Here is a 25,806-nt window from a genome sequence, read left to right on the forward strand (position 1 = left end):
CTCCCTCAGCTCACCGTCTGCCCCGCGCTCACAGGCGGCTTCAGGAAACCAAGCCCATTCCAGCCGATGAGGGGCCGGTGACGAGCCGTTGGCCCTGGGCTGTCCCGGCCTCGATACGCTGCGTGGAATGGAACAGGCGCCGCAATCGACGCACGCGGTCGTGCACCGGCTGCTCGACGCTGCCAACGCCCATGATCTCGATGCGGTGTTGCGGTGTTACGCGCCGGGCGCGGTCGTGGTGGGACCTGAGATGGAGGCGGCCGGCCCCGAGGAGATCGGCTCCTACTACACGCAGATGTGGGACGGCTTTCCCGACCTGCGCTTCACACAGTGGGAGACGATCACTGTCCGGGACACGATCGCGACCGAGCTGACGGCGGCCGGGACACACACCGGCCCGTACCTGGTGGCCGGAGGCGACGTCCTGGCCCCGACTGGCCGTCACGTCAGCGTACGGGTCTGCTGGTTCTGGCACCTGCGCGACGGCCTCGTCTCCAGCCAGCGCTTCTACTACGACCAGCTCGAGATCTACGCGCAGCTCGGCCTGCGGACACCCTTGTCCTTCGGAGCCGGCGGCGTCGAGAACGGCGCCGAAGGCAGGCAGTGATCAGACTGCCGTTCTGGACGGCCCGCGTTCCGCGCCGAATCGGCTCAGGCCCGGGGAATCGCCACCGTCTTGCTCCGGCTCGCGGGCAGTACGGCCGTCAATACCGCGAGGACACCGCAAAGACCGATCACCCCGGTGACTGGTTGCCAGGGTACGTCGATCGCCACGGGCCCGGACAGTTGCGCAGACCAGCAGAGCCCAACTCGCCGGCCTCGACCTGACCTGACCTGACGATCACCTCGTCGCCCGCCGAGATGCGTATGTGCAGGACAGGGCCAGGCGGCGCGGCGATCCACCAACCAGGGCTGGCGCGGCGCAAGGACCGCGAGCGCCCGATCCTGCTCAGAGAGCGGTACGCGAGTTGATGCCCCTTTGATCGCTTGCGCCGGATGGGGAGGGCTGGTCATGGGTTCGTTGCCGGGCAATGGACCCGGCTCAATCTCCACCGGAATGCCCAGGCTGACCAGGCGTTTGAGCTTGGCGCGGGCGTCCTCGAAGTTCTTACGCTCCAGGGCCGAGCAGAGATCCCGCGCTCGTGTGGGCCGGCCGGTGCCGGTCATAGGGCGAGAATCTGCTGGTAGCCGGGATGGCCGCATGCGGTGAGCACTGGCTCGATCAACGCCCATCGCTCATCGGACAAGTCGCTCGCGTACGGCTTGCGCTCACTCACCCGGCTACCCCAGCACATTCGGCCCGCCCGTGCTCGATCCATGCGGCGACTTGCAGCACTTGGCAGGTGTCCGGATCACGAGCGCCACCATCTGAGCGGTCGCTCAAATCGAAGCGCCGGAATTTCAGCGTGTCGAGCGAACCCACCGATCACAGGCGGTGACTGCATATTCGAACCCCACTGGGCTGCCGCACGGAACCCCGGTGACGAGCCGCTGGACGCGGCGTAGCGTCAATACGTGGAAGAGGACTCTGAAGCGCGCCGCCTCCTCTATGACGTGCAAGGCGCCTACGCGCACGTGAACTCCGCACGCGATCTGGACGGCATGCTGCGGGCCGTGACCCGGCTGAGGAGGCAAGCACGGTTCGCCTCGTGGAAGTTGAGGAGGTTACGGCGCCTGCGCAGGGCTGCGGCGCGGAAGGCCGCTCAGCAGGGGCAGTGACGAGTCGGCCACCCCCGGCGTAACGTCAGGTCGTGGATGAAGAATCCGAGATCAAAACCGCCATGATGGGGCTGCGTTTCGCGATCGACCGGCTAACGCCCGGCATGGGCGTCAGCGACCTGCTGATCGCTGTCGCCAACATCGAGGCAGCGGCCAAGGACGCACAGAAGAACCTGCGGGACATCAGCACCCAGCGGGCCATTGACGACATCAACCGGGGCAAGAAGCCCTTCCTCTGACTTGCCTGGTGGCTGTGAGACTGTTTCGACGAGCAGCGCGCGAGCATCGCCGAGATCCTCCGCCCGTCATGGACGCCGCCCTGACTTTGGAGGCGTCGAGGACTTGGACGTGGCGTTGCAGAGGGTCCGGCAGGTGGAGGTCGCCGTCGGCTTGGCCATGGACCTACTGATGCGGAACAGGAACGCCCTGCGCCGTGAGCTCCTGGACAGCATCCTGATCCCTGTCCCGCGCGAAAACACGGTTCCGTACTGTGAGCTGGGGTTTTGCTGCGCGATCAGAACGGCGGCTGCCACCATCGCAGGGTGTTGTTGTCATCGGTCTACCGGTTGGTGAGGGGCTTGTTCGGCCTGCTGGCGGTGCTGGTCCGCGCTGATCTATCCAAGGACGTTGAGCTGCTGGTGCTCCGTCACGAGAGTCAGGTGCTGCGCCGCCAGCTCGGTGACCGGCTGCGGTGGGGTCACCTCGACCGGGTCTGGCTTGCGACATTGTCGAGGCTGGTTACACAGATTGAATGCGTAGAGTCTTAACCTCGTGACGGATCGCTTCGGGTGAGGTCCGACCGGAGCATGCGGTATGGGCAAAAGGGTGGGTACACGCCTGCGGAGCAGGAGCGGCGCGAGCGTGTGCGGCTGCAGGTGGCCGAGTGGTTCGAGGCCGGGGAGTCGACCAGGGCGTCGCGGTGCGGTTGCGGGTGCATGAGCGGTCGGTGACGCGGTGGCGGAAGGCCTGGTTGGAGGGCGGCACGTCGGCGTTGCTGTCGAAGGGGCCGGTCTCGGTGGAGAAGTTGTCGGCCCGGCAGTGGGCGCGGCTGGATGCCGAGCTCAAGCGTGGGCCGCTGGCCTGGGGCTACGTCGAGGATCAGTGCTGGACGCTGGGCCGGGTCAAGACGCTGATCGGGCGGCTGTTCCACATCGGTTACACCATCGAGGGGGTGGGCAAGCTGCTGCATCGCCACGGCTGGTCGGTACAGATGCCGGCCCGGCGCGCTCTGGAGCGGGACGAGGAGGCCATCGCGCTGTGGAAGGCCGAGGTGTGGCCGGCGGCAAAACCACCGCGGCGGACCTGGGTGCCTACCTCTGCTTCGAAGACGAAGCCGGGCAGGGACTGAGGCCGCCGAAGGGACGCACCTGGGCGCCGGTCGGTGCCCATCCGGTGGTGACGGTACGCGTCAGAGGCTCCGGCCGGATCAACATGGCCGGCGTCGTCTGCTTCCGCGACGGTGAACGACCGCACCTGTTCTACAAGCTGCACATCTACCACGGCCGCAAGGGCGAGCCCAAGACGTTCTCCTGGATCGACTACCGGGACCTGATCGTGGCCACCGACCAGCAGCTCGGCGCACCACTTGTAATGGTGCTGGGACAACCTCAACGTGCACCTGGCCGGACAGTTGGCCGACTTCGCCGCCGAGCACACCGACTGGCTGCGCATCGTCCAGCTCCCCACCTACGCACCCGAACTCAATCCGGCCGAGGGCGTGTGGTCGCTACTCCGCCGCTCCCTGACCCACTTCGCCGTCACCGACCTGCCCGGCCTGGCGCGGATCATCAAACGCAAGCTGAAGAAGATCCAGTACCGGCCCCACTTGCTCACCGGCTGCCTGACCCAGACCGGCCTCACCCTCGATACCCCGACAAAACCATGACCGACTCTACGAATTCCACCTGTGTAGCATCTCCGGCATCGTGCGGCAGCAGATCGCTGAAGGCCGGCAGATCGCCTCCGGCCGGCTCTGCCAGCTCGCCCCCTTCCTACGCGCCCACATCAGCCGCTTCGGCGCCTACGCCACCGACAACCTGTGCTGCCGGCCCGACCCGCTCGACCCCCTCCTGAAGGAGGGGTCGACTTCACCGACGTCGGCATGGACGCCTGATCGTCAGCGACCCGGGAACGACATGATCAAGGACGTGGTGCCGTCGGTCTTCACGCCCGCGCGATGGGCGCTCAGCTCCGCTGGCCGGGACGGTCGACGATCACCGATGCCAATAGGGCTGTGCTCCACACCGCTCCCTTGCGGGCGAGGGGTTCCGTCATGCCGGGCCGCACCTCATCCTGCAGCCAGACTGTCCGGCTACCCAGATAGCGGTAGGTAGCGGGGTCCAAAATCTCATATTTGCGGTAAGGCCATGCATCACCGGCTAGCTCCCGCCAGACGCCCAGCCCGCTGCGGCCGGCGGCGTCGCTCACGCCCTGCTCGATCCGGACGCCGGGAATGAGAGCGAGAGCGCGGAACATGGCCGCCTCCAGCCGCGGTGGCATCGAACCGTACCTGCTCAGGTAGAGCATGATCACGTTATACGCCCGAACATCGGCGGGCACGACGGTCTTGGGAACCCCCTCCTCACGGGCTCCCTTGATCCAATGGCGGTCCCCCGTGACCTTGGCCAGCAGTTTCCTCGGGTCGGTCGGCAGCTCGCGCAGCTTGGCGTCGTACTTCTGCGGCGACAGGTCGTCGTCGCCGGAATCCAGGGGATTGCCCTCAGGGCCGACGTGCAGTTTTCCGTCCTCACCGAAATTAGCGGCCTGCATGCCGTCATAGCGCGTCCAGTGCTCACGAGTCTCGATCGTGTCCGAGTTCGGTTGCTTGTCCAGGGTCTTGGTGTAGTGCCACTGCGTCGGCAGCGGCACCGGGGTGCTCTCGCGCCTGCTTGCCACCTCGGCGGCGCGGGCCAGCACCACATCGGAGTCAAGTTGGACGACCGAGGGTGTAGCCGCCGGCTCCTGAGCGGGAGGTTGCGGCCGAAAAGTCGCCACGGCGACCGCGGCGGCGGCCCCCAACGCCCCAACCACGAGCAGGCGACGCCCCAGTGCCCGCCTGCGCCCCCGCATCCGCTTCAGCAGCCGCCGCCGCTCCGGAATGATCCAGTCCTGGCCGGGCTCGGGCACCTCGGCGCGCCACTCGCGCAACGATCGCAGCTCATCCATCCGAAGACTCCTTTCGCGTCATCGCGGGGTCTGATCCACCGAGCGCCTGGCGTGTCCTGGTCCGGGCCCGGTTCAGGCGGGATCTGACGGTGCCGACCGGAATGTCCAGCGCACGGGCCACGTCCTCGTACGACATATCGGCCCAGGCCACGAGTAACAACACCTCCCGGTCCCCGGGTGACAGGTGCATCAGAGCCGCCGCCAGCCCGGCCTGCTGCGCGGCGACCCGGTCGTCGACGCACTCGGCATACGGCTCGACGATCTCGTCGACGCCGCTGCGGACCAGCGCCCGGTAGAAGCGGATCTCCACCCGCCGATGCCGGCTGACGAGCCGGGCGGCGATGCCGTACAGCCAGGGCCGCGCGTCAGGACGGCTCAGGTCGTAGCGGCCGCGACGCCGGAAAGCGGCCAAGAACGCGTCGGAGACGATGTCGTCGGCCAGGGACGGGCCCAGCCTCCGGGCCACATAGCGCCGCAACGCGGGTGCGTGCCTCTCGAACAGGTCGGCGAAGGCCTCCGGATCGCGCTCCGAGCGCCGTATCAGCTCGGCGTCATCGGCCCTGCCGGATTCGTTGGCGATCACATGCTGCTCCCGTCCCTACGCGTCGATTCGCCAGCTTTCGCCCGGACGGCCGACGCGAGTTCACGTTATGAGATGTGATCTGCGTCACCTTGCGATGGATCGCGGTAAAGGAGGATGCGCCGATGCCCGTCAGCCCGGACCCAACCTCCTTGAGAACCTCACCCACCGGATCACTTTTACTGAAGACAGCTTCAACCCCCTAGGGGTATCAAGCCCGGTCGGGCCGGAGCGTGAAGACGTTGTCGGGGGCGGCAGCCTCGTTCCCAGCGTTCGTGCAGGTAGGGAAGAAAAGCATCGAGGATCGTCTGACGTTGTGCGCGCTCGTCGCTGATCAGTTCGTCGGCGCCGGCGGCGGTAGCGTAGCGACGCAGAGTCTTGCGAGAGAGTTGCAGCGCACGGCCGATCTGAGTGATGGTCATCCCCTGCGAGCGGAGCTGGTGAATCTCAGCGTGCCGCGCCCTGGTCCGAGCCGCCGAAGCCCCTTCCTCGCGGGCCGGCTCCGACGCCTCGGCAGGCGGTTCGGTTGTCTCGGGCTTGGCCGGTTCGCGCAGATGCACACGGTTTTGAGAGACCGCCCGCCGCAGCGCTCGCCCCGGTGCTCACGGCTACCCGGCCACGCGGGCCAGCGAGTACGCATCGCGCTCGCGCCACAGCAGCCACCCGTCGGCGGCGTAGGCCTCGGCGGCCAGCCGGACCGTGTCGCCGGTGCGCAGGTCGTACACCAGGGCCGCGTAGTGGCTCGGGTCGGTCTCCGCGGGCCTGGCCGCCAGCACGACCAGTCGGCCGCCGACCGTCAGGTCGGTGGCCTGCGCCGCGAGCGCGCTGTCGAGCGAGACCTGCCGGCGCTCCCGCCCGGCCAGCACCGTGAGAACCCGCCCCGCGACCCAGGTCACCGTGTCTCCTGCGGCGGCGAAGATCACGGGCCGGTCCTCGACGGAACCGTCCGGCAGCTCCGCCACCGTGCTCTCCGCGCCGCCACCGCGCACGTCGACCCGCAGCAACCGGCGGCCGTCGGCCACGTAGGCGTAGGGATGGGAAAAGGCAACCGCACGGCCGGACCGGCGGAGTTCGCGCGGCTCCCCGGCGCATCCGGTCGCTGCCCGCACCACGTCGGTCTCGTCGGTCCACACAAGCACGTCGCCGGAGATCCGGATCGGGTGCGGCCAGCCCTTCGTGACTCCGGTCGTGCCCACCTGGCGCGGTGTGGAGCCGCTCTGGACGCACATCAACTGGTAGTCGTAGGCGCCGCCGCGCGGCTCCGCCCAGGCGTGCAACTCGCTTCCCGCCGCCCGGGCCCAGGACTGCGGCGCGGTGGCGGCGGCGACCGCCGGGACGGGGTCGGAGGGCGTCGCGAGCCACAGGCGGTCGTCCGTGGCCCGGTACGGATCCGCGTCGAACCCCGTGCCGCCGAGCACCGTTCCCATCTCTCCCAGGGCGTCTACACGGAAGTAGCGGCCGTCGCGGGTGCGCACCGGGATGCGGGCGGGCGGGTCCGGGCGCAGGAAGGCGTGCAACTCCTTCGGCGCGTCGGGTGCGATGAGCCCCGGGGGCTCGGTCGGAGTCCGTACGGCGGCGATTTCGTCGGGCTCCGTACGCGGGGCGAGAGAGGGGAGCAGAACCGCGGCCACCAGGAGTGCCGCCGCACCGGCGAGGATCCCGTACCGCCGGCTCCGGCGCCGCGCGGCCGCGGCGGCGATGATCCTGGCGTGCAGGCCGGGTGACGGGGACGCGTCGCCCGTCATCGCCTCGAACCGCTCCCTCAGCCCGTACGGGTTCTCATCCATGACGTTCCTCCTCGTCGGCCAGTGCGGCGCGCAGCTTGGCGAGCCCGCGCGCGGCCTGGCTCTTCACGGTTCCCTGCGAGCAGCCGAGCGCCTGGGCGATCTCCCTCTCGGTGAGCTGCTCGACGTATCTGAGGAAGATGACCGCCCGCATGCGCGGCGGCAGCAGCGCGAGGACACGATCGACGCCGTCCATGCCGGGCAGTCGGGCGAAGGACGGGTCGTCCACGGCCCGCTCGGGCAGCTCGGCCACAGTGATCTCTCGACGGCCTCGGCGCCAGCGGTTGCTCATGATGTTCGTCATGATCGTGCGGACGTAGCGCTCGGGGTCGTCCTTGCGGCGCACCCGCCACCAGGCCGCGCCGGTGCGCGTCAGCGCCTCTTGGACCAGGTCCTCGGCGTCGCGGGCGTCAACGGCGAGGACGAGCGCATAGCGGAACAGCGCCGGCAGCCGGTGTTTCACGAACTCGCCGAATTGCAGTCTTTCAGAGTCGTCCATCCTTCCTCCGCCTCCTAAGGACACCTGGTGCCCGGAAGAGGTTGCATGGGCGCCGAGAATATTCGGGCGACATTACCGCATGAAATTCCACCGTCGCTCTACGTTTCAGATCTTGGCTACATTGCTCCAGCATATTGCCGTCCTGATAGAACGCCATTATGTTGGAGCGATCAGACCCGCAGCTTGCCGATCGAGGTACAGCCATGGCAGTGGTCGCACAGCAAGAAGTCGTACACAGACTGCTCGACGGAAATCGCGTCGCATTGTCCGGAGAAGTGGATCTCTCGCGGCCTTACAGCTCGGTAATTGAATTTCCATTGACGGTCATGTGCATGAGTTCACGGCTTCGACCGCCGGCTTCGCCCGTTCTTATGCGGTCCAGGCCGGGGTCAAGGGGTTCGACGAGACGTTCTCGACGCAGGGCGGGCAACTGTCGGTCGGCCGTCTGGACATGTCCCAGTCGGCCGTCCCGCCCCCGGACGGGTTCCCGCGGATTCCCGAGATCTATGTGGCAGTCGTCTGGGAGGGGCAGCGCTCCTCTCTCTACACCCGGCTGTACAACACAGGCACCGCGCAGGCCGTGGCCCTGATCGAGGCCCTGGAGATCACCGAGCACGCCGACGGGCTCTCCGTCGCGCCCCGGCCGGGCACGGGCGGCGCATACAACGCCCAGGCCGTGGCGCTCAAGGAGGTTCCCTCGGTCGGGCTGCTGGAGATCGCCCTGCTGACGAAGGAGATGTCGCGCAGGGTCCCGCCCTGGGCGGGCACGCGGACAGCGGCCGGCGCGGAGCTGTTCCGCGACACGCTGTCGGACGGCAAGCCCTACTACGTGCTGGTCACGGACTCGGCGATGGCCACGGTGATCCCTGACCCCGACGGCAAGAACGTGGCCGGGCTCGCGGAAGGACTCGATCGGCTGACCCTCCGGGCCCCGGGCTAGCTCCGTGCAGGCGATGCTGGCCGGCACCGTGGTGTCGGCCGTCACCCTGATACTGGCCATCTCCCTGGTCCAGCACCTGATGAGACCGTCGGAACTGCTGCGCGCGCTCAGGGCGCAGGCCGTGATCCCGTCTTCCGTCGCGCCGCTCGCCGCCGCGGCGCTGGTGCTGTCCGAAGGTTGCTGGGCATTCCTGCTCGCCGCCGGGCTGGTCCGGCCGGAGGCGGGCTGGCTGATGCGTCCCGCTTTGGTGGGCTGCGCGGTCCAGCTGGCGGGGTATGCCGCGTACCTGTTGTCACTGCTCAGGAGATATCCCACGCGGGAGATCCCGTGCGGGTGCTCGGGCGGCGACGTTCCGGTCTCGCGGTGGGTGGTCTACCGGGCGGCGAGTGTCTCCCTGCTGGCGGCGGTGGGCGCGACCTGGGCAGGGGAGATCGTCCGGCCCGTCGCCGACGTACGGTTCTGGGTCCCGGCAGCGGCGGGGCTCACCTTCGCCCTGCTGCTCTGGCACCTTCCGATGGCCATGGCCGATCCCCTGCGTCGGAATGAGGAGGCATTGGTACCGTGAGTTTCGAGTTGACGGCACTGCTGGTGACGTGGGTGGCCATCGCGCTGCTCAGCCTGGTGGTGGCCGGCCTGATCCGGCAGGTGCACGCCCTCACGACAGGTCCGCGCACTCGGGAAACCGGTACGCCGGTCGGCTCCGTCGCGCCGGAGATCGACCGGATCGCGCCTGGCAGGGACGGGACTGTGCTGCTGTTGTTCCTCACCGACAGTTGCCCGAGCTGCGCCTTGATTTTGGACGAGGCGTCCCGTGCGGTGCGCGAAAACATCGTACGCCCCGAGCTTTTGCACGCAATATTTCCCGGTGAGGCGCGCGACGGCGTGACTCTGCCGAATGTACACGCCGGCGAATCCGACCTCTTCCCGCAATATCGCATCACCACCGCTCCTTTCGCGGTGGCGGTGGACGCGGACGGGCACGTACGGGCCTCAGAACCGGTCGGCTCCCCGGCCGCATTCGAGGCGATGCTGTCGAAAATCGCACAGCCCACCCTTACCCGGGACCGAACAATCTGATCGGAGTCGTGAAATGCTCGACCTGGAGAACACGCCTCCCCTGCGCGGGCCGCGCCCGGACGGATCGACGCGGGTAAGACGTCCGGTCCCGAAATTCCCCGGCATCCCCGTGCACCTGACTCGCCGGTCCATTCTGGGCGGAATGCTGGTCGCGGGTTCGGCCATCGGGGTCACGGTCCTGGGCATCTTCCCGCCGGCGCGCAAGGCGCTCGCCGACGGCTACGACATCAAGGGCCTGCCGTGCCCCTCGTACGCGGCTGACCACAACTGCTCGCCCGGCTGCGGCCCGAGCGAGACGTGCGCTCTGACCGGCTGGTGCTGCTCCTCCTCCGGCTATCACCGGGGCGACGCGGAATACCGGCTGCGGCCGAACCAGTGCTTCGGCGGCACGGCGGACGGCTGGCTGTGGCGCTACACCAGCTCGTGCGGCGGCTGCTCCGCCGTCACCTTCCGATGCCACGACGGCTACACGGTCACCTGGGCCGGGCCGTGGGTGAAGACCATCTGCCGTTACCGGACCGCGTGCGGCTGACCTCGGGACGAGGCCACTGCGATGCCCGCCCCCACCAGGGTCCGCAGCACTGTCACCGATCCCCTGCTGGCAGCCGCCGCCCTGGCGATGCTGGCGATCGCCGCCGCCGCGCTCCAGCAGAGCGTGCTGTGCTGGGCGGCGGTCGGAGCCATGGCCGGCTACTCGCTGTCCGGTTCGGTTTGAGCGCGTAACAGCAACTTCGTGTTGTTCTCGCCAGGTTGGCGAGCACTGACAAGCCAGGGAGCAGTCCTGGCCGCCTTCACCGCAGGGCTGGTCCTCGGCGGCGTCACCAGCGCCGGCGTTCTATGGCTGCTGTCCGGCCTGACGGCTCCCGTCCCCGACGTCTGGAGGCACCCTCTCATCGTCGGCGTCGCGGTGCTGGGCGTGCTGAACGAGACGCGGATCGTCCGGCTGCCGCTTCCGCAGAACGCCCGGCAGATCCCGCAGGACGTGCTGCGCCGCCGTGCCCGGCTGGGTGCCGCGCAGTTCGGCTTCGAACTCGGCACGGGGGTGCGCACGTACGTGTCCACGACTGCGCCATACGTGGTCGCGGCCGGCCTGCTGCTCAGCCATCCCACCCTGTCGGCGGCGCTCCTGACGGGCGCGGGCTTCGGCCTTGGGCGCGCGCTGACAGCCGTCCTGAGTTACCTCGCGCGAGACGCGGGCTGGGACGCGAGGATGCTCGCCAGGCTGCGGACGATCGCGATCGGCGGCTCCGCTGTCATCTTGGCCGCCCTGGTAGCGCTGGCTGTGCTGGCTTTGCTGGCTGTGCGCGCGACAGGTCGGCTCTGATGACAGGTGCCGGCAACTGGACGCGATCCCGCGCCGTTTCCTGGGTGCATCTGCTTCGACGGCTGGGAGCGGGTCTCGGCGGGCGATGACGGGAAGGAGATCACTTTCGAACGCGGGTCCCCCACGCTGCGAGGGAGATGGCTTTCCGGTTCTGTCGCTCAGGTGATCCGATGGTCTGCAGGCCGAGGAAGGCCGGCCCCCAGGCGCCCGCTCGGGCGCCGGTGGTTTCACGAACGAGTTTTGGGACCGCGATTCGTATGAGTTTTGGTACCAGTTCGCGATCTTCGAGATCGGTTCGGCGAACGAATTCCGGTGCCAGTCCTCAAGGGCACCAGGTCTCTCGCCAGTTGGTGTGTAGCTCATGGGTAAGGCGAGGCCGCCGAGGAGGTGCCGGGTATTGATCGCGTGGGCTCGCTTGACGCCTGCAGCGCGCCGCTCGGCTCGAAGGCGACTTCATCAGCAGGCTGATCGTCAGCGGTCGTGTCGGGGCGCTTGGCTATCAGCGCTCGTCTAATCGAGCCGGGCAACGATCACGGAATTGAGCCACCCGACGTCGTCCGTCCGTCCGCATAATCTGTTCCATGATGCGTCACAAGTGCGCGTTTTACGCGTTCGGGTCCCAGTTTGCGAGCTGCTCCATCGGCTCGGTGTCGCCGCTGGTCTCCAGACCGTCGAGCGGGACGCGCTCGTAGAAGTAGAGGACCAGTTCGCTCGCTGCGCCTCGCATCGCCATGTCGCCCGGCTCCGCGTCAGCGGCGAGGTCGTCGCAGCGGACGCCGTCGGCGTTGAGGGTCAGGCGCCAGGAGCGGCCCTCGGTCGTGTGCAGGTCGATGGTCGCCGGCTTGAACGGCCAAGGGACGGTCGTCGCCGCGACGGTCGTCAGGAACTCGTCGACCCCCTCGACCGCGACGTCCGTCGGCAGCGGCTGTGCGGCCCCCTGGGTGAGCTGGGCGTCGTGGGTGTGGACGGCGATCTCCTGGATCTGGTGCCGGGCCACGGCTCCGCTGGTCTCCGGGGCCTGCGAGCGACCCCACCAGGTCCAGCAGCCGCGGTCCGGGCCGGCCTCGCGCATCGCGTCGAGCATGAGCTCGGTCGACTCGGCGAGCCAGGCGTCCAGGGCTTCGCGATCGCGGGGCGCGGTCGGGGCGCCCTTCGGGTCCGTCCTCGCCGGGGGCTCAGCGCCCGGGCCCGCCGCGACGATGGCGGCCTGGCGGCGGCGGCCGTCGCCGAGGTGCTGCGCCAGTTCGCGCAGCGTCCAGCCCGGGCAGGTCGGGACCTGGACGTCAAGGTCGGGGGCGGACGCGATCGCGGCGCGGAACGCCGCCGAGCGGTCTTCGATCAGCCGCAGGACCTCGGGGAACTCCAAGATGTTTTGCACCTCGGTTGTCTATCACGGCGCTCCGGCCGCCAGGTACCTGGCCACGGTGTTATGCGCCACGCCCAGGCTGTTGGCGGTCTCTCTGACGGAACGGCGTGACGAGGTTATGGGTCATGGATGGATAGCCAATGGTCAGGCTGTGTCGCCGGTCTGTGTCTTGGCTCGGCCGTGGGCCATGCGATAGAAGCTGGTTTCGGTCTCGATGATGGTGGCGTTGAAGGTGAGCCGGTCGACGATGGCGGCGCAGAGGCGGGGTCCGGTGAAGGTCTTGGTCCAGCCATCTGGGGCTGGCACATGTTCGTTGTGGCGGATCTTCCCTGCTGCCTGGGTGTATGGGGTTCTTCCTCGTTTCCAGGATCTTTGAGGTGTAAGGGTCGTATGTTAGGCAGCACCTTAATCCTTCAGGTGTGAGGAAGGTGTGCCGTGGGCTCGTCGCGGTTCCGTGTGGTGGAGGGCGGTGCGGTCCCGGCCGCGCCGTTGGCGACGGATCCGTGGGAGTACCAGGCCGAGTGCGTTGAAGCGTTCGTGGCGTCGTGGCGGGCTCGCGGGTTCAGCCCTGTGACGATCGATAACGACATCGGCCTGCTGGACCGGACGTTGCGGGCGCTGGGCCGGCCGGCGTGGGAGGTGACCCCGGAGGACATCGACCGGGTCGTCGGTGACCTTGCTGTGCTCGGCCAGGCGTCGTCGACGCGTCGGGAGTATGTGCAGATCTTCAAGGGGTTCCACCGGTTTTTGCAGGTCCGCAAGGCGGTGGAGATCGAGGCCGCGTTCGGGGTGCGGCTGGTGTGCCCGGTGGATGAGTTCAACGCCTCCCGCCATGTCGGCGACGATTCTCCGGCTGAGCTTCCGCCGCCGACTCCGGAGCGGGTGGAGGAGTTCTTTGACTTCCTGAAGACCAGGATCGCCACCGCCCGCAAGTACGCACCCGCGGCCCGCGATTACGCGTTGTTCCGGACGCTTTATCACGCTGGTTTGCGGTCGGAGGAGTCCGCGCTGCTGGACCAGCCGGACGTGCATTTCAACCGCGGCCCGTTCGGCAAGCTGCATGTCCGATTCGGGAAGGGTGCCCGAACGTCGGGGCCGCGGCCGCGGTGGGTGCCGATGCTGGACGGCCTGGACCTGGTGCTGCGCTGGTTCCTCGATGATGTTCGGGGCCGTTTCCCGGACTCGCCGGTGCTGTTCGCCGACGAGTCGGGCGGCAGCCTGCATCCGGGGACGATCCGGAACCGGCTGCGGTATCTGATGCAGATAGAAGGCCGCCCTCCCGTCGAGAGGTTCAGTCCGCACGCGCTGCGGCGGGCATGCGCGACTCACAACTATGAGCGAGGCGTGGATCTGGTGGCGATCCAGCAGCTCCTTGGGCATTGGACCGTCAGTTCGACGATGCGGTATGTCCCCCGTCCGCGACGTTCATCGAGGACGCCTATCGGCGCGCAGTCACCAGCACGTTGAGCGAGCTCACCGAGGAGGGTCCGGCGTGAACATCCGGTGGAAGCTGCGGATGGCCGCGGCGCAGCGCGAGGTATGGACCGGCAGCCAACTGCGGCGGCTGCTGGCCGAAAAAGCTGGCCTGGAGATGTCGGCCGCGTCGGTGTCGGCGCTGTTCACCAAGGAGCCATCCCAGGTGAAGCTGTCGACCCTCGCCGCGTTGTGCACCGCCCTGGACTGCACTCCCAACGACCTGTTCGAAGTCGACACCACCCCAGTCGAGCAGCCTGCCCGGCCACCGCAGCCTGTCCAGGAGAAGAAGACCGCCTCCGGCGGCCGGTCGATGCCGCCCCTGTGACGGCCGAGGATGGGCAAGCGACAACGGGACTGCGTCACCTGCGGTGCGCCGGTCGGCTATCTGAACCGGGAACACTGCTGCCTGTGCTGGCGGCGCCTCAAGGAGCAGGAAGCGAAGGCGTCCTGCCCGGGCTGCGGCAAGCAGCGGATCCTGGAGTCCGAGACCGGCAAATGCGTGCTGTGCTCGCGCGTCTGTCTCCAGTGCGGGCACCCCGTCCGGAAGGCCGACGAGACGGCGTGCCGCGACTGTCGGCGCAAGACCCGTCAGGAGGCCGCCAAGCAGGACTGCCCGCGGTGCGGGCGTCCGGGGCTGCTGCGCGAGACGACCGGCTGGTGCGGGCCCTGCTCCCGGCCCCGCCCGAGCAAACAGCCGCCGCGCATCTGCCGAGCATGCGGCCAGCTTCGCAAGCACGGTGGCCTAGGCCTGTGCAGCGCCTGCGTTCAAAAGCACCCCGACCGAGCGTTCATCCGAGGCGCGGGGATCGCCGCCCGTCTGGGCGACCCGCCCGTGTGGTTTGAGGGGTTCGTCACGTATCTGGCTGCCCGCCACGGCCCAGCGCGAGCCTGCACGATGCTCACCGAGCTGGGGCGGATCCTGGAAGACCCGAACCCCAACCACCCGCAGGCCGTCCTGGACAGATCACGCCGCCCGGGCCGATCGATGGGGTCGCTGGCCCGAGCTCTCGAAGGGTTCTTCACCAGTCAGGGCCTGGCATTGCCCACCGACCAGGCCGAGCGGTTGGCCGCCGGGAGACGACACCGTCGCGTCACCGCGGTCCCCGAACCGCTGCGTTCGGCTGCCGCGGCGTTCTGCGACCACCTGCTCCGCTCACGTGAACGCGCCCTTCGCGCCGACACCCGGCCCCGCACCGACGTGACCATCGAAGCCGCCCTAGCCACCATCCGCGACCTCGGCCAGTTCCTCGCCGCCGAACGGGGCAAGCTCGACTGGGCCGTTGTCGACGTCCACGACGTCGAGGCATTCCTCGCTATCCTGCCCAAAGCACGAAAACGACGACTCACCGTGCTCCGCCAGTTCTTCGCCTTCGCCCGCCGTCGGCGAATCGTCCTGGTCAACCCCACCACTGGCTTGACCGCCAAACAGCCCAGCGGGTTCATCGGGCAGACGCTCGGCCTCGACCAGCAGCGCGCCTTGTTCCGCCGATGGACCAGCAGCGATGACGCCCATCCCCACGAGGCGCTCCTGGGCATCCTCGGGCTCATCCACGGCCTGTCGAGCCTCGAAGTCCGCAACCTCAAGATCGACGACGTCGATCACGCATACCGCGCCATCCATGTCGCGGGCAGGCCTCGCCCTATCCCGCTCGACCCCGCAAGCTCGGACGTCGTCCAACGATGCCTCGGCCACCGACGAACACAAGCCACCGCCAACCCGCACCTCATGGTCACCCGCGGCACCAAAGCCGGCACCCGGTCAGCCTCGGGAGCATATGTCAGCCACGTCCTGGACCCCTGCGGCGTCCCGCCCCGCATACTCCGCAGCACCCGCCTGGTCGACCTCGTCAACACCCTCGACCCCAAAGTCGTCGCCGCCGCGTTCGGGATGACCGCCGAAAGCGTCATGATCTATCTCGCTGACCAGGTCGACGCAGGGCGCCTGCCGCCCGGCAACACCCGCTGAGCCGACCGGCCCTGACTATCCTGCTCACGTGGACCACAAAGATCACGATGAACAGGCCAGGTCGCCCGACGTGCTGGTTCGCTGCTCGCAAGACCCCGATCTCCTCATTCGGCTCAGCAACAGGCAGTTCATCGATAGCGACGAGACCGTCTTCTCCATCGAGGCCAAGGCCGACGGACTGCGCGCGGCGATCCCCGACGTGACCGTCGCGATCTGGGACGGCGCCGGCGACCTGGCCGCCTTCCTGCAACAGCTCGCCGACGACTTCCGCGGATGGCCCGGAAAGCGCACTTGGCATACCAACCAGCTCACGCTCGAAGCCGACTTCCACTCCGGCGGTCACGTCGAGCTGACCTGGAAACTCCGCCCCTGGTCCTCACGGCAAGCAGCATGGGAGACCTCCATCACCACCTGGATCGAGGGTGGGCACCAACTGACCGCCCTGGCCTCTGACGTCCAGGCATTCCTCGCCCGGCCCCGAAACCCGTGCAGTTTCGGTGGCACCTGACACACGTTCGCGCGAACATATGCGCTTTGCCGAAGCTCTCGTTGGAGGCGATAGCGACACTGGCGGTTTCCTCGCGATCGGTAGGTACCTGAAACAGCAGGTCAGCGCCGCGTTTGTCGAGCTCCATGTAGCCTAGTTCATCGATGCAGAGAAGATCGAAGTGCCGGTAGCGGGCGATGGTCTTGTTGAGGATCAGTTCGTCGGCGGCTTCGACGAGCTCGTTGACGAGCTTGGCGGCCAGCACGTACTTGACCCGGTATTCGGCCATCGCGGCTTCGGCACCCAGGGCGATGAGCAGGTGTGACTTGCCGGTTCCTGAATCGCCGATGAGGCAGAGCGGGTGCCCGTTCTTGACCCATTCGCATTTGGCGAGGGTGTGGATGACCGCGGGCGGGATGCTGCGGTTGGCGTCGAAGTCGAAGCCCGACAGCCATTTTTGACGCGGGAACCCGGCGGCTTTGATGCGCCGCTCGGAACGGCGCCGCTGGCGATCGTCGCATTCGGCCATTAGCAGCTCGGCAAGGAAGCCGCGGTAGGTGAGCTGTTCGCGTTCGGCGGCGTCGGCGGTGGGGATGAATTGGCCGCGAATGGTGGGCAGTCGCAGCAGTCAGCAGGCCTGGTCGATGGCTGTCTCGGCGGCGGGCTCGGTCAGGCCTCGTTGGCGGGTGGTCATGATGCGTCTCCCTGGCTGGTGGCAGGTGGTGCAAGAGCACGTCGGCTGGGCAGAAGCCCGTCGTAGGCGGCCACCGAGGGCAGCGGTCGGGTGTCGACCGGCAGCGTGGCCAGCCGCCGCTGAGTCAAGGAGGCGATGTCCTCGGGCAGCTGCACCGGCGTTCCGATCGGGCGGGGCCCGGGATCGGCGGTGGTGGGCTGTGGGTCGCTGTGGGCGGCCTTGCGAGCTTCGACGGCGACCGCGTCCGCGGTCATCGCGACGACCTTCAACGCCGTCGCGATCCCGGCGACGACGTGCTCGTGGGCCATGCTGCGGTGCAGGAGCAGCACCTCGATCAGGGCGCGGGTGCCGGAGGTGTCGCCGTGCGCTTCGCGCACAGCCGCCCACCAGGCGTCGTGCACGGGGGTGAAATTGCCGCCTTGACGGGCCTGATCCAGCGCGGTGGCCCCAGGCAGCGCGCCCGGCTTGCGCAGGAGCACCTCCAGGAAGTGGTCCAGCTCCAGGCGGGAACCGGTCTTGGCGATCAGCCGTTCATGCCGGGCGACCTCCACCGCCTTGTGGTAGATGACCAGGTGGGAGGCGTGTAGGAGCGCTCGGACCGGGTGGCCGATCAGCCGGACCGGCACCGAGTATCGGACGGAACGGACGGTGATCTGCGAGCGGCCATCCACACGCAGGTGGAAGACCCGGCCGGTCTCGAAGTGCTCTTCGGGCAGCGGCTGCAGCAACGGCTGCTCGGTGGCGAAGTCCTCACCGACGGTCCGGATCCGAGACCCGATCCTGCGCTGGTCGTCTTCTCGATCCCATTGCTCGATCGTGGCGTTCAGCTCCGCCAGTGAATCGACGCGCGGGACTGGGACCAGGCGATTGTGATGAAACCGGCCGACCTCGCCCTCCACCCCGCCCTTCTCGTGGGCGCCGTCCTTGCCCGGCCGGCAATGGAAGGCGTCCAGGCCGTAGTGCGAACGGAAGGCCACCCATCGCTGGTTCTCCACCCGTGCTCGGGCAAAGCCAACCACCTGGGCGACCGCGGCCTTCAGATTGTCGTAGCGGACCTTGCCGGACGGCACCCCGCCCAGCACGCTGAGAGCATGCGCGTGCCCCTCGAAGAAGGCCTCCTGACCGCAGATGCGGTGACGCGGTGCACCGCCTTACCCGAGTACGACATCCGGAACACGAACAGGTAGCAGGCGGTCCGCACCCCGGCAAGATCGACCCACACGTCTCCGAAGTCGACCTCGGCCTCGACTCCCGGCTTGTGGATCTGGTCGATCGGCACTTCCGGCAGAGGGCCACGACCCGCCTCCTGCAAGATCACGGCTGGGGCCACGCCGACGTCAACGCCTCAGTCACCATCCGGCGATGCACCCCATATTTGGCGGCCAACGCCCGCTGCGACAGCCCCTCCAGCCGAGAGTCTCTCCGGATCGCGGCGAACAACTCCACCTTGGTCATCCGCACCGCATGCGCCCCCTCACGCCTCAGAGCACACCGAGCGTCTCACTACAACTCGGGCAGTGGCACCAAAACTCGCTGAACCGTCACCACCCGGCTACACGCTGGTACCAAGACTCACGCGGCACTGGTACCGAAACTCACGCGTAGAACCAGGCGCGGAACAGCGCGCCTGCCGGAAATTACATCCGCCCAGGTCATGACTCTGCGAGGGCTTCGCGGGGCGTATGCGAGCTCCGGTCACCCGTGAGACGGAAGCGCGTACGGCAGGATGATCCGCTGCGCTCCTTCGCCTGGCCGACCTCACCGTCACCAACGCGTTCGCCGCGCTGCGGTTGCTCCCCATGGGCGCTCGGGACAAGGACGTGGAGATCCTCGTCCTGCGTCACCGGATCGCCGTCCTTGAACGTCAATTCGGCGCTGACACCAGAGTGCGATTCGCGCCCGAGGACCGGGCCTTCCTCGCCGCTCTTCTGACGTCGCTGCCTCGCGAGGTTCTGCGCCGGCTGCGGCTTCTCATCCGGCCGGACACTGCCCTGCGCTGGCACCGCGACCTGCTGCGAGGGCGTCACGCCCGTACCGGCTCGGCGGCATCCTCCACGAGTACTCGCAAGCGGCTTGACCTGCATGGATGTGATTTTCGGCAGGCGCAAAGCTCCCGAGCCAATCGTGGACGGCAACACGATCTCTTACCGGGACGCGGTGGCCAAGGGTGCCGACCTGGTGCTCACCGCCCGCCCGAACGGGTTCACCCAGGACGTGGTGCTGCGTGCCCGCCCTCAGGGCCTGGTCAAGGTCAGCCTGCCCGTCACCCTGCCTGAGTCAGAAACGCCTCAGCATCAGGGACGAGAGTGCTGCCGGCCACAGGCGATCGGCTGGTTCGTAGCGCACCCGTGGGACCTGACGGCGCAGGACCGCGTTCTCGTGCCTGAGCACCAGCAGGTCCGCCTTCGTAGAGACCTCGCTCCGCGAGTCAGCCGCTCACCGACCTGGGGAGCACCCGATCCCACATGGTGAAGGCCGGCGCTGGCGATGATTCGTGTTCCTGAGCCCCTCAGACACGGAACCATCGCCGGAGCCGGAAAGCCTCGCTGAAGGGAGCCAACTACTTGCCCTCTCTGGGCAGCACCATCCTGGACGAGTCGACCAGGAGGAGGCCGGCGATCCCGGCGATCGGGAGCAGGGTGAGCTGCCAGAGGCCGGCGCCGTCCCAGCCGAGCGCGCCCACCAGGCGGGCGAACAGCAGCCCGGAGAAGGCGGCGGCGACGTAGTACGTGAGGATGAACAGGCCGGCGCCGCGGCCGACGTGGTGCGGGCGGACGGCCCGCTGCATGGCCGTGCTGCAGTTGGTGAACAGGAAACCGCTGGCGAACGTGCCCAGCAGGAACGACAGCAGGTACTGGGCGGGGGCCGAGGTGGCGATCTGGTACATCAGGTACGCGGTGACGCCGGTGGCGACCATGGCGAACATCAGCAGGCGGGCCTGGTTGTACCGGTCGCCGAGCCAGCCGGCCGGCAGGGCCATCATGGCGCCGAGGCCGCCCATGGACACGGCGAACGCGGCCTGGTCGGGTGCGAAGCCGAGCGCCTCGCGCAGGAACGTCGGGTAGAGGCCGAGGTAGCCGTAGAAGACCAGGCCGGAGACGGCGCAGGCGATGCCGATGCCGAGCGTGTTGCGGTTGTACGGGGACGCCGGCACGTGCTCGTACGACGCCCCGGTCGTTTCCGTGGCGGTGCCGGTGACCGCCTCGGTCATCCTGCGTGACACCGTCGCCGCGATGAGCAGGCTCATGACCAGGCCGACGGCGGCGAACAGGAAGAACGGCGCCCGCCAGGTCCCCCAGCTCGCGGCGAGCCCGTTGCCGAAGAGCGGGCCGAGGAAGACGCCGAGGCCGAAGGCCACGCCGACGACGCCGGCGGCCAGCGCGCGGCGGTGGAAGAAGAACGCGCCGAGCACGGCGTACATGGCGGTGGCCTGGATGCCCTCGCCGACGCCGGAGACCAGTCGGTAGATGCTCATGTCGACGAATCCCACGGCCAGCGGGATGGCGAGGGTGCCGAGCGAGTAGACGAGCACGCTGACGACGACGATGGCCTTGCGGGAGAGCCGGTCAGACAGGTAGCCGGCCGGCGGTCCGGCGAGGGCGAGGCCGAGGGTGAAGCCGGTGGCCAGGAGTCCGCTCTGTTCGAGGGAGAAGCCGAGCTCGTTCCGGATCTCGGGCAGGAGGGGGTAGAAGATCTGCCGGTCCATCGCGTTGAGCATGTACGAGGCGCACAGGACCGCGAAGCCGATCGCGACGGAGGTCTTCGTCAGCTGGTCGGAGTTGGAGTTCGTACGGGCGCCTCCGCCCTCGGGCCGCTCGGTGGCGCTGCTCATCAGATGGCTCCTCTGTGGCGCAGGGGGGTGAACTCATGTCCGGCTCACATCTATCGGACAATCGTCCGTAGAGCGGTCGTCATGAATTGGCCTCAGAATGATGCGTGGTGCGGCACCTGTCAAGGGGGTGCTGGGGCTCGTGAGGGGAGCGGGGAAGCAAGCGCGGACGGATGTCCGTCCCGTGGCTAGGGCGAGGGCGGGAAGGGGGCGGCCATGGCGACGCGCGGGCGGGAACCGGCTGGTCCCGCCCCCGCGACAGGTCGAGGGATGAGCGCTACAGCTCCGAATGGTCGAGGAAGTGAGCGCTACACCTCCGACGCGAGCTCGCGCGTGTGGATGACGAATATTGTGTCGCCTCATGCGACCTGGGCGTATTCGTGTAGGAGGCCGCCGAGCCGGTCTCGTCGGGAGACTTCGATGTCGGCGTCGACCGGATCGGGTAGCGCCTGCAGCGGGTTGGCCTGCTTCAGGGTCCGATGCGGACGATGCCCATTGAAGTAGGTCTCCTACTCAGCAAGGACCTTGCGCAGGTGGCGTTCGTTCATGATGAGGATCCGGTCGAGTAGTTCGCGGCGTACTCTGCCCTGTCCCGCTCGAAAACACGGCTTCGTGCTCTGAACTGGGTCGAGCCCCACACGCTGGGGCCACCGGCGTATCCACGGTGAACTGACCCGCCTCGGCCACAAGATCTCGGCTTCCACCGTGTGGAACATCCTGAACCGGCCGGGATCGACCCCGCTCCGCGCCGCAGCGGGCCGACGTGGAAGCAGTTCCTGACAGCCAGGCCGAGCACATCATCGCCGTCGACTTCCTGCATGTGGACACCGTCAACCTCACACGCCTGTACGCCCTGATCACGCTCGAACACGGCAGCCGCCACACCCACCTGCTCGGCGTCACCACCAACCCCACCGGCCCATGGACCGCCCAGGCTGCCCGCAACATCCTGATGAACACCGACACCGACACCGACACCGACACGACAAAGCTGAAGTTCCTGATCCGCGACCGCGGCGGCCAACTCACCGATGCCTTCGACGCCGTCTTCGCCGACGCCGCCCTGCGCGTCATCAAGAGCCCACCGCAGGCCCCGAAATTGAACGCACACCGCGAAAGGATCATCGGCACCCTACGCCGCGAACTCCTGGACAGAGTGCTCATCCTCAACAAGCAGCATCTGCGCCGAACTCTCACCCGCTACCTGGCGCACTACAACACGGCCCGACCTCACCGCGGCTTGGGGCAGTTGTCCCCAGCGCAAGCCGAAACACGCCCACCAACCCCCATCGACCTGGCCGACCACCGAGTCCACCGCAGAGCCATCCTCGGCGGCCTCATCAACGAGTACCGAATCGCCAGCTGATCAGATGGCCAGCTGACACACCCGAGAAGCGGCAGGTCAGACACCGCACCCTATTTATGAGCCCCACAGGGTCTGCGCAACCTGCCCAGCAAGGACTGGACTGTCCACGCCGGCTGGATGCTGGCCGCCAACCTCGGCCACGACCTGGACTGCTGGCTGCGCCTGCTCACCCTGCACGACCAGCCCAGACTGGACCGCGCCGAGCCGGACACCATGCGCTACCGGCTCTACCACCCGCCCGCCCGGCTGGCCGCTCACTCCCGCCGCCGCCACTTGCGCATCGACCGCACCCGGCCCTGGGCCGGGACGTCCGTCCTGGCCTGACAGCGCCTCACCGACCTGCCCGCTCTCACCTGAGAGTCGGACCCGACCACGACGATCCAGGAAGGAGCCTCCTCCGGGCCCGTGGAACCCGGCGCCCCCGCAGCGTCATGCGACGGCCCGTCCCAACCGCATCGGGGACATTACGGGCGAACCGCGGAGCAGCTCACGCAACTCAACCAGCTGAAGAATCGAGGCTGGCAGGAGGGGAAACGGGCGCCAGGCCGTCTACGGGATCACCGGAAAAGGGTCGCACACACTTCCGGAAGCTCCTCAGTGGATCCAGAAAGGGTGTCAGATCTGGCCCGAGTCGCCAGCTTTTCTGAAGCCATAGAACGCACAGCTCGGTATTAAGACTGCGAAAGCGATATCGCTAAAGGTCGCAGGATGCGCGGGGCCCTGTGTCGCTACTAGTCTCGATCGAAGCCTTCGAGGGGCGATCTACATCGTGATCTGCCTTCTCCATTCTGGGGTTTGCAGCCGAGAGACGGCGTACCGCCCCTCGGCGCCCTTCCTGGCTGCCGTGGCTGTTGTGGCTTGGCGTTGTTTGGCATCTCACTGGTTACCTGCTCGCGCTTACTCCAAGGCCGAGCGTTGGTCGCTCAGCACCCACAAGAACTCCCAGAGCGCCAGCAAGCACACTGTCACGAGCCCCGATACCTTGATGACCATAAGGATGTTGAACGAACTGGGCGGGCTCTGGAGCACGTCCCATAAGAATGCGATGACCACCGTGACTGCGCTGACGATGGGGCCGAGAAGCTCGTCTGCGTTGCTGATGCCGAACACCCACCGCAGGCAATACCACTGCATCGAGCATTGGAAGAGGAATGCCCACAGGTATATGATGATCCCGATGAACGGGATCATCATGATCTCCCATCCGTAGTCACGCCAGATCACGTAAAGAATGGCGGTGATCATCAGGCTCACCATCGATCGCCCGAGTGTGAATGCTATGCCGTCCTGCTGCTCGTGTGGTAGCACCTGGCGACGTGTGCTGATCCAGTAGCTGATTACGGTGGCGAACGTGACGAAGGCGCCGGCGACCATGCTGATGTAGCCGTTCTGCGCAAAGTAGTTGATGAGGTAGAACGGGTTCTGGGGATCCGGGGGCAGAAGGAAGATGATGAAGAGGGCGCCGACTCGCGCTCGCGTGTCAGAGAGCAGTTGGAATGGCCGGGCCCAGTTCGCCGCTTTCGGCTTGAAGATGATCCTGGCGAGGACGAAGGGGAATAGGTAGCGCATCTGCGACCATCCTGGCTGGGGGATTTCAGAAGAACTCTTCCCAGTTGCGCGCTACTTGCAAGGTGCTTACCGTCGGCGCCCAGTTTCCTCGGTTGTGAGGCGAAGATCGGGCAAGGCATGTCGTTCGCGCATCTGTCCAGGTAAAAACGCACTCTCGCGGGCGCGATGGACACCAGTGGTCCATCGCCAAGGAAGCACCGGTTGAAGTCGGAGGTCCGGGCTGAACATGATCAGCTGTCCTGGCTCACTCTGGCGGTCGTTGAGAAGTCCAATCTCTTTGCAGGAGGGTGGATACCCTCCTGCTTCCGCTTTGAGAGTCAATCCACTCCCATGTGGCAAGGACGGTATGCGGGATCTTCCGAGTCAGAGTGAGGCGGTAGGTCTCGACTGTGCATACCTTGCTCTTTTTCACGGTTTCAATGAGAACGAGCTCGACATTGTTACGCGACAGTTGGCCGAACGTTCCCTGGCAGGGAACTTCACTGATAGGGGAAGCATCCCTTCCGGTGACCACTCCATCTGGGCCTTCGCGCAGTCGCAACAAGATATGCATGGGCTGTGCGTCGGCACGCTTGACCGTTCCTTTCCATGAGCCGGACCAATGGCCCATGACTATTTCAGCTTGCCGGGCTTCCCAATTCGCTTGACTGGCGGCTTCCTGGCAAGAATAGGCCAGGTAGAGTAGCGCGCCGAGTATGGCGAGCAGAGCGACGCAGCCGATGGCGCCGCAACCCGAATCGTTTGACTCGCCCGAGTTCTGTAACTGTGGTTGTCGATCTGAATTGAGGACGGGATTGTCGGACCACCCTACGGGAAGCCCTTGAGGAGTGAGGTCTCGTGGATCTATCGGCATATCGCCACACCTCGTCTGCGCACTCAGAGCTACAAAGTCGGTGGTCCCTGGAAAATTTGCGGAAGACTCCGTGGCTAGGTTGGAGGCCCACCGCCGACCACGCTACGCGGCATCGTCCATGAAATCCAGAACAGCCTCTCTTGTCGCGATGACCGCTACCAGGATTAGCATTATTTTCGTGCGGGGAAGATGAGGAAATTGAGGATGGTGAGTCGGTTTCTCCTGCCATTCACTGAGGTGATCTCAGCGAATTTCGGGTAGCCAGTTGTGCTCGAAATGAGTCAGGACAAGGGCTGCTCGGGCAATGTCGCCGATAGCGCTGGGGCTGGCGGTGATGTGCTGGAGGATCCGCCAGCGGCCTTTGAGCAGGGCGAACCCGCGTTCCCCGAGACAACGCAGGTCACGCAGGAGTTGGTTGTAGGTGCGATTGTCCGGGCTGAGGATCTGGTTTTCCTGAGGTTGCTTGATCGGGGTGTGAACGCCGATGCCTGCACCGTCGTAGCCGCCGTCGGCCAGCGTGAGCAGGCCGCGGACGGCAGCGGCGTACAGTGCGCCCAGAACGTGCGTGCGGGCGGCGGTCAGATCGTGTACCGAGCCGGGTTCGACGCCGGAGACCCAGAGCGGAAGGCCGCTGGGTGCCGACAGTGCTTGCAGATTGCCGGCGTGCTGGTGAGCTTTGCCGGAGTACCAGGCGTCGATTGGCTCGCGCTTGATGCTCAGGATCTGCTCGGCGCAGCGGTCGATGGCGATCAGGGTGCCGTCCAGGATTACATACGCCAGCCCGTCGGCTTTGGCGCGGTCAAGAGCCTCCTGTAGGTTTGGGGGCTTGAGCTGCGAGGACGTCGATTCCTTCGTCGATGTAGCGATAGGCGGTGGCCCGGGATACGCGATGATCGCGGCCGAGCTTGGGGATGTCGTGCTCACCGCGGAACCAGCGCAGAACCATCACCGCGTGCCAGAACGGGGTCAGCGCTCGGCTGCCTTTGGGAGTGCCGCGCCGACGGCGTTCGGCGTACAGCAGTCGGGCGACGTGGCGAACGAGTGCACGGGAGACGTCGAGCGTGGCACGATGAGCAATCACGTGGAGCCTTCTGGCCGATGGGGATTCTTGT

32 protein-coding genes and 1 pseudogene are annotated in these 25,806 nt (G+C 67.2%); 19 read left to right on the forward strand and 14 right to left on the reverse strand.

The annotated features are described in order from the left end of the window. Positions 1-127 precede the first annotated feature (127 nt). Positions 128-607 (forward strand): ester cyclase, encoded by a 480-nt coding sequence (locus tag ACBJ59_RS16265; RefSeq protein ID WP_375111057.1) that lies wholly within the window; start codon positions 128-130, stop codon positions 605-607. Between the two features lie 44 nt (positions 608-651). On the opposite strand, the gene ACBJ59_RS16270 is transcribed toward ACBJ59_RS16265, so the two are convergent. Next, on the reverse strand, positions 652-1,167 hold the full coding sequence (locus ACBJ59_RS16270) for a hypothetical protein (protein WP_375111058.1): 516 nt from the start codon (positions 1,165-1,167) through the stop codon (positions 652-654). Positions 1,168-1,515: 348 nt separating this feature from the next. On the opposite strand from ACBJ59_RS16270, the gene ACBJ59_RS16275 reads away from it, so the two are divergent. The 5 genes from ACBJ59_RS16275 to ACBJ59_RS16295 all read left to right on the forward strand — a co-directional run bounded on the left by ACBJ59_RS16275 (position 1,516) and on the right by ACBJ59_RS16295 (position 3,604). Next, positions 1,516-1,719, forward strand: coding sequence for a hypothetical protein (locus ACBJ59_RS16275; protein WP_375111059.1), 204 nt, complete (start codon positions 1,516-1,518; stop codon positions 1,717-1,719). Between the two features lie 32 nt (positions 1,720-1,751). Next, a complete protein-coding gene (locus tag ACBJ59_RS16280) occupies positions 1,752-1,958 on the forward strand; it encodes a hypothetical protein (RefSeq protein ID WP_375111060.1) in 207 nt (68 codons plus the stop codon). Positions 1,959-2,222: 264 nt separating this feature from the next. Beyond that, on the forward strand, positions 2,223-2,486 hold the full coding sequence (locus ACBJ59_RS16285; RefSeq protein WP_375111061.1) for a hypothetical protein: 264 nt from the start codon (positions 2,223-2,225) through the stop codon (positions 2,484-2,486). A gap of 116 nt (positions 2,487-2,602) precedes the next feature. Continuing rightward, a complete protein-coding gene (locus ACBJ59_RS16290) occupies positions 2,603-3,067 on the forward strand; it encodes a winged helix-turn-helix domain-containing protein (RefSeq protein ID WP_375111062.1) in 465 nt (154 codons plus the stop codon). Between the two features lie 264 nt (positions 3,068-3,331). Next, positions 3,332-3,604, forward strand: coding sequence for a transposase (locus ACBJ59_RS16295; RefSeq protein WP_375111063.1), 273 nt, complete (start codon positions 3,332-3,334; stop codon positions 3,602-3,604). Positions 3,605-3,903: 299 nt separating this feature from the next. Here the strand turns inward: ACBJ59_RS16295 and ACBJ59_RS16300 are convergent, their stop codons facing one another. The 5 genes from ACBJ59_RS16300 to ACBJ59_RS16320 all read right to left on the reverse strand — a co-directional run bounded on the left by ACBJ59_RS16300 (position 3,904) and on the right by ACBJ59_RS16320 (position 7,747). Continuing rightward, a complete protein-coding gene (locus ACBJ59_RS16300; RefSeq protein ID WP_375111064.1) occupies positions 3,904-4,884 on the reverse strand; it encodes a CU044_5270 family protein in 981 nt (326 codons plus the stop codon). Further along, complete coding sequence (locus tag ACBJ59_RS16305; protein WP_375111065.1) at positions 4,877-5,467, reverse strand: RNA polymerase sigma factor; 591 nt, start codon at positions 5,465-5,467, stop codon at positions 4,877-4,879. Before ACBJ59_RS16305 ends, ACBJ59_RS16300 begins: the two co-directional genes overlap by 8 nt. Before the next feature lie 191 nt (positions 5,468-5,658). Beyond that, positions 5,659-6,024 (reverse strand): helix-turn-helix domain-containing protein, encoded by a 366-nt coding sequence (locus tag ACBJ59_RS16310; protein WP_375111066.1) that lies wholly within the window; start codon positions 6,022-6,024, stop codon positions 5,659-5,661. Between the two features lie 48 nt (positions 6,025-6,072). Continuing rightward, on the reverse strand, positions 6,073-7,251 hold the full coding sequence (locus tag ACBJ59_RS16315; protein WP_375111067.1) for a hypothetical protein: 1,179 nt from the start codon (positions 7,249-7,251) through the stop codon (positions 6,073-6,075). Continuing rightward, positions 7,244-7,747, reverse strand: coding sequence for a SigE family RNA polymerase sigma factor (locus ACBJ59_RS16320; protein WP_375111068.1), 504 nt, complete (start codon positions 7,745-7,747; stop codon positions 7,244-7,246). The genes ACBJ59_RS16315 and ACBJ59_RS16320 overlap by 8 nt, the downstream gene beginning before the upstream one ends. A 328-nt stretch (positions 7,748-8,075) precedes the next feature. Between ACBJ59_RS16320 and ACBJ59_RS16325 the strand changes: the two genes are divergently transcribed. From ACBJ59_RS16325 to ACBJ59_RS16350, 6 genes are all read left to right on the forward strand, one after another. After that, positions 8,076-8,687 (forward strand): hypothetical protein, encoded by a 612-nt coding sequence (locus ACBJ59_RS16325; RefSeq protein WP_375111069.1) that lies wholly within the window; start codon positions 8,076-8,078, stop codon positions 8,685-8,687. Between the two features lie 13 nt (positions 8,688-8,700). After that, on the forward strand, positions 8,701-9,252 hold the full coding sequence (locus tag ACBJ59_RS16330) for a MauE/DoxX family redox-associated membrane protein (RefSeq protein WP_375111515.1): 552 nt from the start codon (positions 8,701-8,703) through the stop codon (positions 9,250-9,252). Continuing rightward, on the forward strand, positions 9,249-9,764 hold the full coding sequence (locus ACBJ59_RS16335) for a TlpA family protein disulfide reductase (RefSeq protein ID WP_375111070.1): 516 nt from the start codon (positions 9,249-9,251) through the stop codon (positions 9,762-9,764). The genes ACBJ59_RS16330 and ACBJ59_RS16335 overlap by 4 nt, the downstream gene beginning before the upstream one ends. A 142-nt stretch (positions 9,765-9,906) precedes the next feature. Continuing rightward, positions 9,907-10,296 (forward strand): hypothetical protein, encoded by a 390-nt coding sequence (locus ACBJ59_RS16340; RefSeq protein WP_375111071.1) that lies wholly within the window; start codon positions 9,907-9,909, stop codon positions 10,294-10,296. 21 nt (positions 10,297-10,317) lie between these two features. Further along, positions 10,318-10,479, forward strand: a complete 162-nt coding sequence (locus ACBJ59_RS16345) for a hypothetical protein (RefSeq protein ID WP_375111072.1) — start codon at positions 10,318-10,320, stop codon at positions 10,477-10,479. An 18-nt stretch (positions 10,480-10,497) separates the two neighbouring features. Further along, positions 10,498-11,088, forward strand: a complete 591-nt coding sequence (locus ACBJ59_RS16350; RefSeq protein ID WP_375111073.1) for a hypothetical protein — start codon at positions 10,498-10,500, stop codon at positions 11,086-11,088. 604 nt (positions 11,089-11,692) lie between these two features. On the opposite strand, the gene ACBJ59_RS16355 is transcribed toward ACBJ59_RS16350, so the two are convergent. Both ACBJ59_RS16355 and ACBJ59_RS16360 read right to left on the reverse strand, forming a co-directional pair. Next, positions 11,693-12,466: a maleylpyruvate isomerase N-terminal domain-containing protein gene (locus tag ACBJ59_RS16355; RefSeq protein ID WP_375111074.1), complete on the reverse strand. Its 774-nt coding sequence runs from the start codon at positions 12,464-12,466 to the stop codon at positions 11,693-11,695. A gap of 132 nt (positions 12,467-12,598) precedes the next feature. Next, on the reverse strand, positions 12,599-12,760 hold the full coding sequence (locus tag ACBJ59_RS16360; RefSeq protein WP_375111075.1) for a hypothetical protein: 162 nt from the start codon (positions 12,758-12,760) through the stop codon (positions 12,599-12,601). Between the two features lie 129 nt (positions 12,761-12,889). Between ACBJ59_RS16360 and ACBJ59_RS16365 the strand changes: the two genes are divergently transcribed. From ACBJ59_RS16365 to ACBJ59_RS16380, 4 genes are read left to right on the forward strand one after another with little or no spacing between them, the layout of a single operon-like run. Continuing rightward, on the forward strand, positions 12,890-13,921 hold the full coding sequence (locus ACBJ59_RS16365) for a tyrosine-type recombinase/integrase (protein WP_375111076.1): 1,032 nt from the start codon (positions 12,890-12,892) through the stop codon (positions 13,919-13,921). 25 nt (positions 13,922-13,946) lie between these two features. After that, entirely contained in the window at positions 13,947-14,255 is a 309-nt protein-coding gene (locus ACBJ59_RS16370) for a helix-turn-helix domain-containing protein (RefSeq protein ID WP_375111077.1), read from the forward strand. Positions 14,256-14,264: 9 nt separating this feature from the next. Continuing rightward, positions 14,265-15,896, forward strand: coding sequence for a tyrosine-type recombinase/integrase (locus tag ACBJ59_RS16375; protein WP_375111078.1), 1,632 nt, complete (start codon positions 14,265-14,267; stop codon positions 15,894-15,896). Positions 15,897-15,924: 28 nt separating this feature from the next. Next, positions 15,925-16,404, forward strand: a complete 480-nt coding sequence (locus tag ACBJ59_RS16380) for a DUF6228 family protein (protein ID WP_375111079.1) — start codon at positions 15,925-15,927, stop codon at positions 16,402-16,404. On the opposite strand, the gene ACBJ59_RS16385 is transcribed toward ACBJ59_RS16380, so the two are convergent. The 3 genes from ACBJ59_RS16385 to ACBJ59_RS16395 form a co-directional block, all read right to left on the reverse strand. Continuing rightward, entirely contained in the window at positions 16,301-17,011 is a 711-nt protein-coding gene (locus ACBJ59_RS16385) for an ATP-binding protein (protein ID WP_375111516.1), read from the reverse strand. The genes ACBJ59_RS16380 and ACBJ59_RS16385 overlap by 104 nt on opposite strands. Positions 17,012-17,073: 62 nt before the next feature. Then, positions 17,074-18,159, reverse strand: a complete 1,086-nt coding sequence (locus tag ACBJ59_RS16390; protein WP_375111080.1) for a hypothetical protein — start codon at positions 18,157-18,159, stop codon at positions 17,074-17,076. A 570-nt stretch (positions 18,160-18,729) separates the two neighbouring features. Next, positions 18,730-19,161 (reverse strand): hypothetical protein, encoded by a 432-nt coding sequence (locus tag ACBJ59_RS16395; protein ID WP_375111081.1) that lies wholly within the window; start codon positions 19,159-19,161, stop codon positions 18,730-18,732. Here ACBJ59_RS16395 and ACBJ59_RS16400 point away from each other — a divergent pair. Further along, positions 19,160-19,549, forward strand: a complete 390-nt coding sequence (locus ACBJ59_RS16400) for a hypothetical protein (RefSeq protein ID WP_375111082.1) — start codon at positions 19,160-19,162, stop codon at positions 19,547-19,549. The genes ACBJ59_RS16395 and ACBJ59_RS16400 overlap by 2 nt on opposite strands. Before the next feature lie 88 nt (positions 19,550-19,637). On the opposite strand, the gene ACBJ59_RS16405 is transcribed toward ACBJ59_RS16400, so the two are convergent. Next, positions 19,638-20,909, reverse strand: a complete 1,272-nt coding sequence (locus tag ACBJ59_RS16405; protein WP_375111083.1) for an MFS transporter — start codon at positions 20,907-20,909, stop codon at positions 19,638-19,640. Positions 20,910-21,669: 760 nt separating this feature from the next. Between ACBJ59_RS16405 and ACBJ59_RS16410 the strand changes: the two genes are divergently transcribed. Next, on the forward strand, positions 21,670-22,272 hold the full coding sequence (locus ACBJ59_RS16410; RefSeq protein ID WP_375111084.1) for an integrase core domain-containing protein: 603 nt from the start codon (positions 21,670-21,672) through the stop codon (positions 22,270-22,272). A gap of 117 nt (positions 22,273-22,389) precedes the next feature. Next, positions 22,390-22,596, forward strand: coding sequence for a hypothetical protein (locus ACBJ59_RS16415; RefSeq protein ID WP_375111085.1), 207 nt, complete (start codon positions 22,390-22,392; stop codon positions 22,594-22,596). A 573-nt stretch (positions 22,597-23,169) separates the two neighbouring features. On the opposite strand, the gene ACBJ59_RS16420 is transcribed toward ACBJ59_RS16415, so the two are convergent. Further along, positions 23,170-23,841: a hypothetical protein gene (locus ACBJ59_RS16420; protein ID WP_375111086.1), complete on the reverse strand. Its 672-nt coding sequence runs from the start codon at positions 23,839-23,841 to the stop codon at positions 23,170-23,172. Between the two features lie 1,096 nt (positions 23,842-24,937). Then, positions 24,938-25,775 (reverse strand): annotated as a pseudogene (locus ACBJ59_RS16425) (transposase family protein). Positions 25,776-25,806: the final 31 nt, after the last annotated feature.

The sequence above is a fragment of the Nonomuraea sp. MTCD27 genome, from assembly GCF_041950495.1.
Taxonomy (GTDB): domain Bacteria; phylum Actinomycetota; class Actinomycetes; order Streptosporangiales; family Streptosporangiaceae; genus Nonomuraea.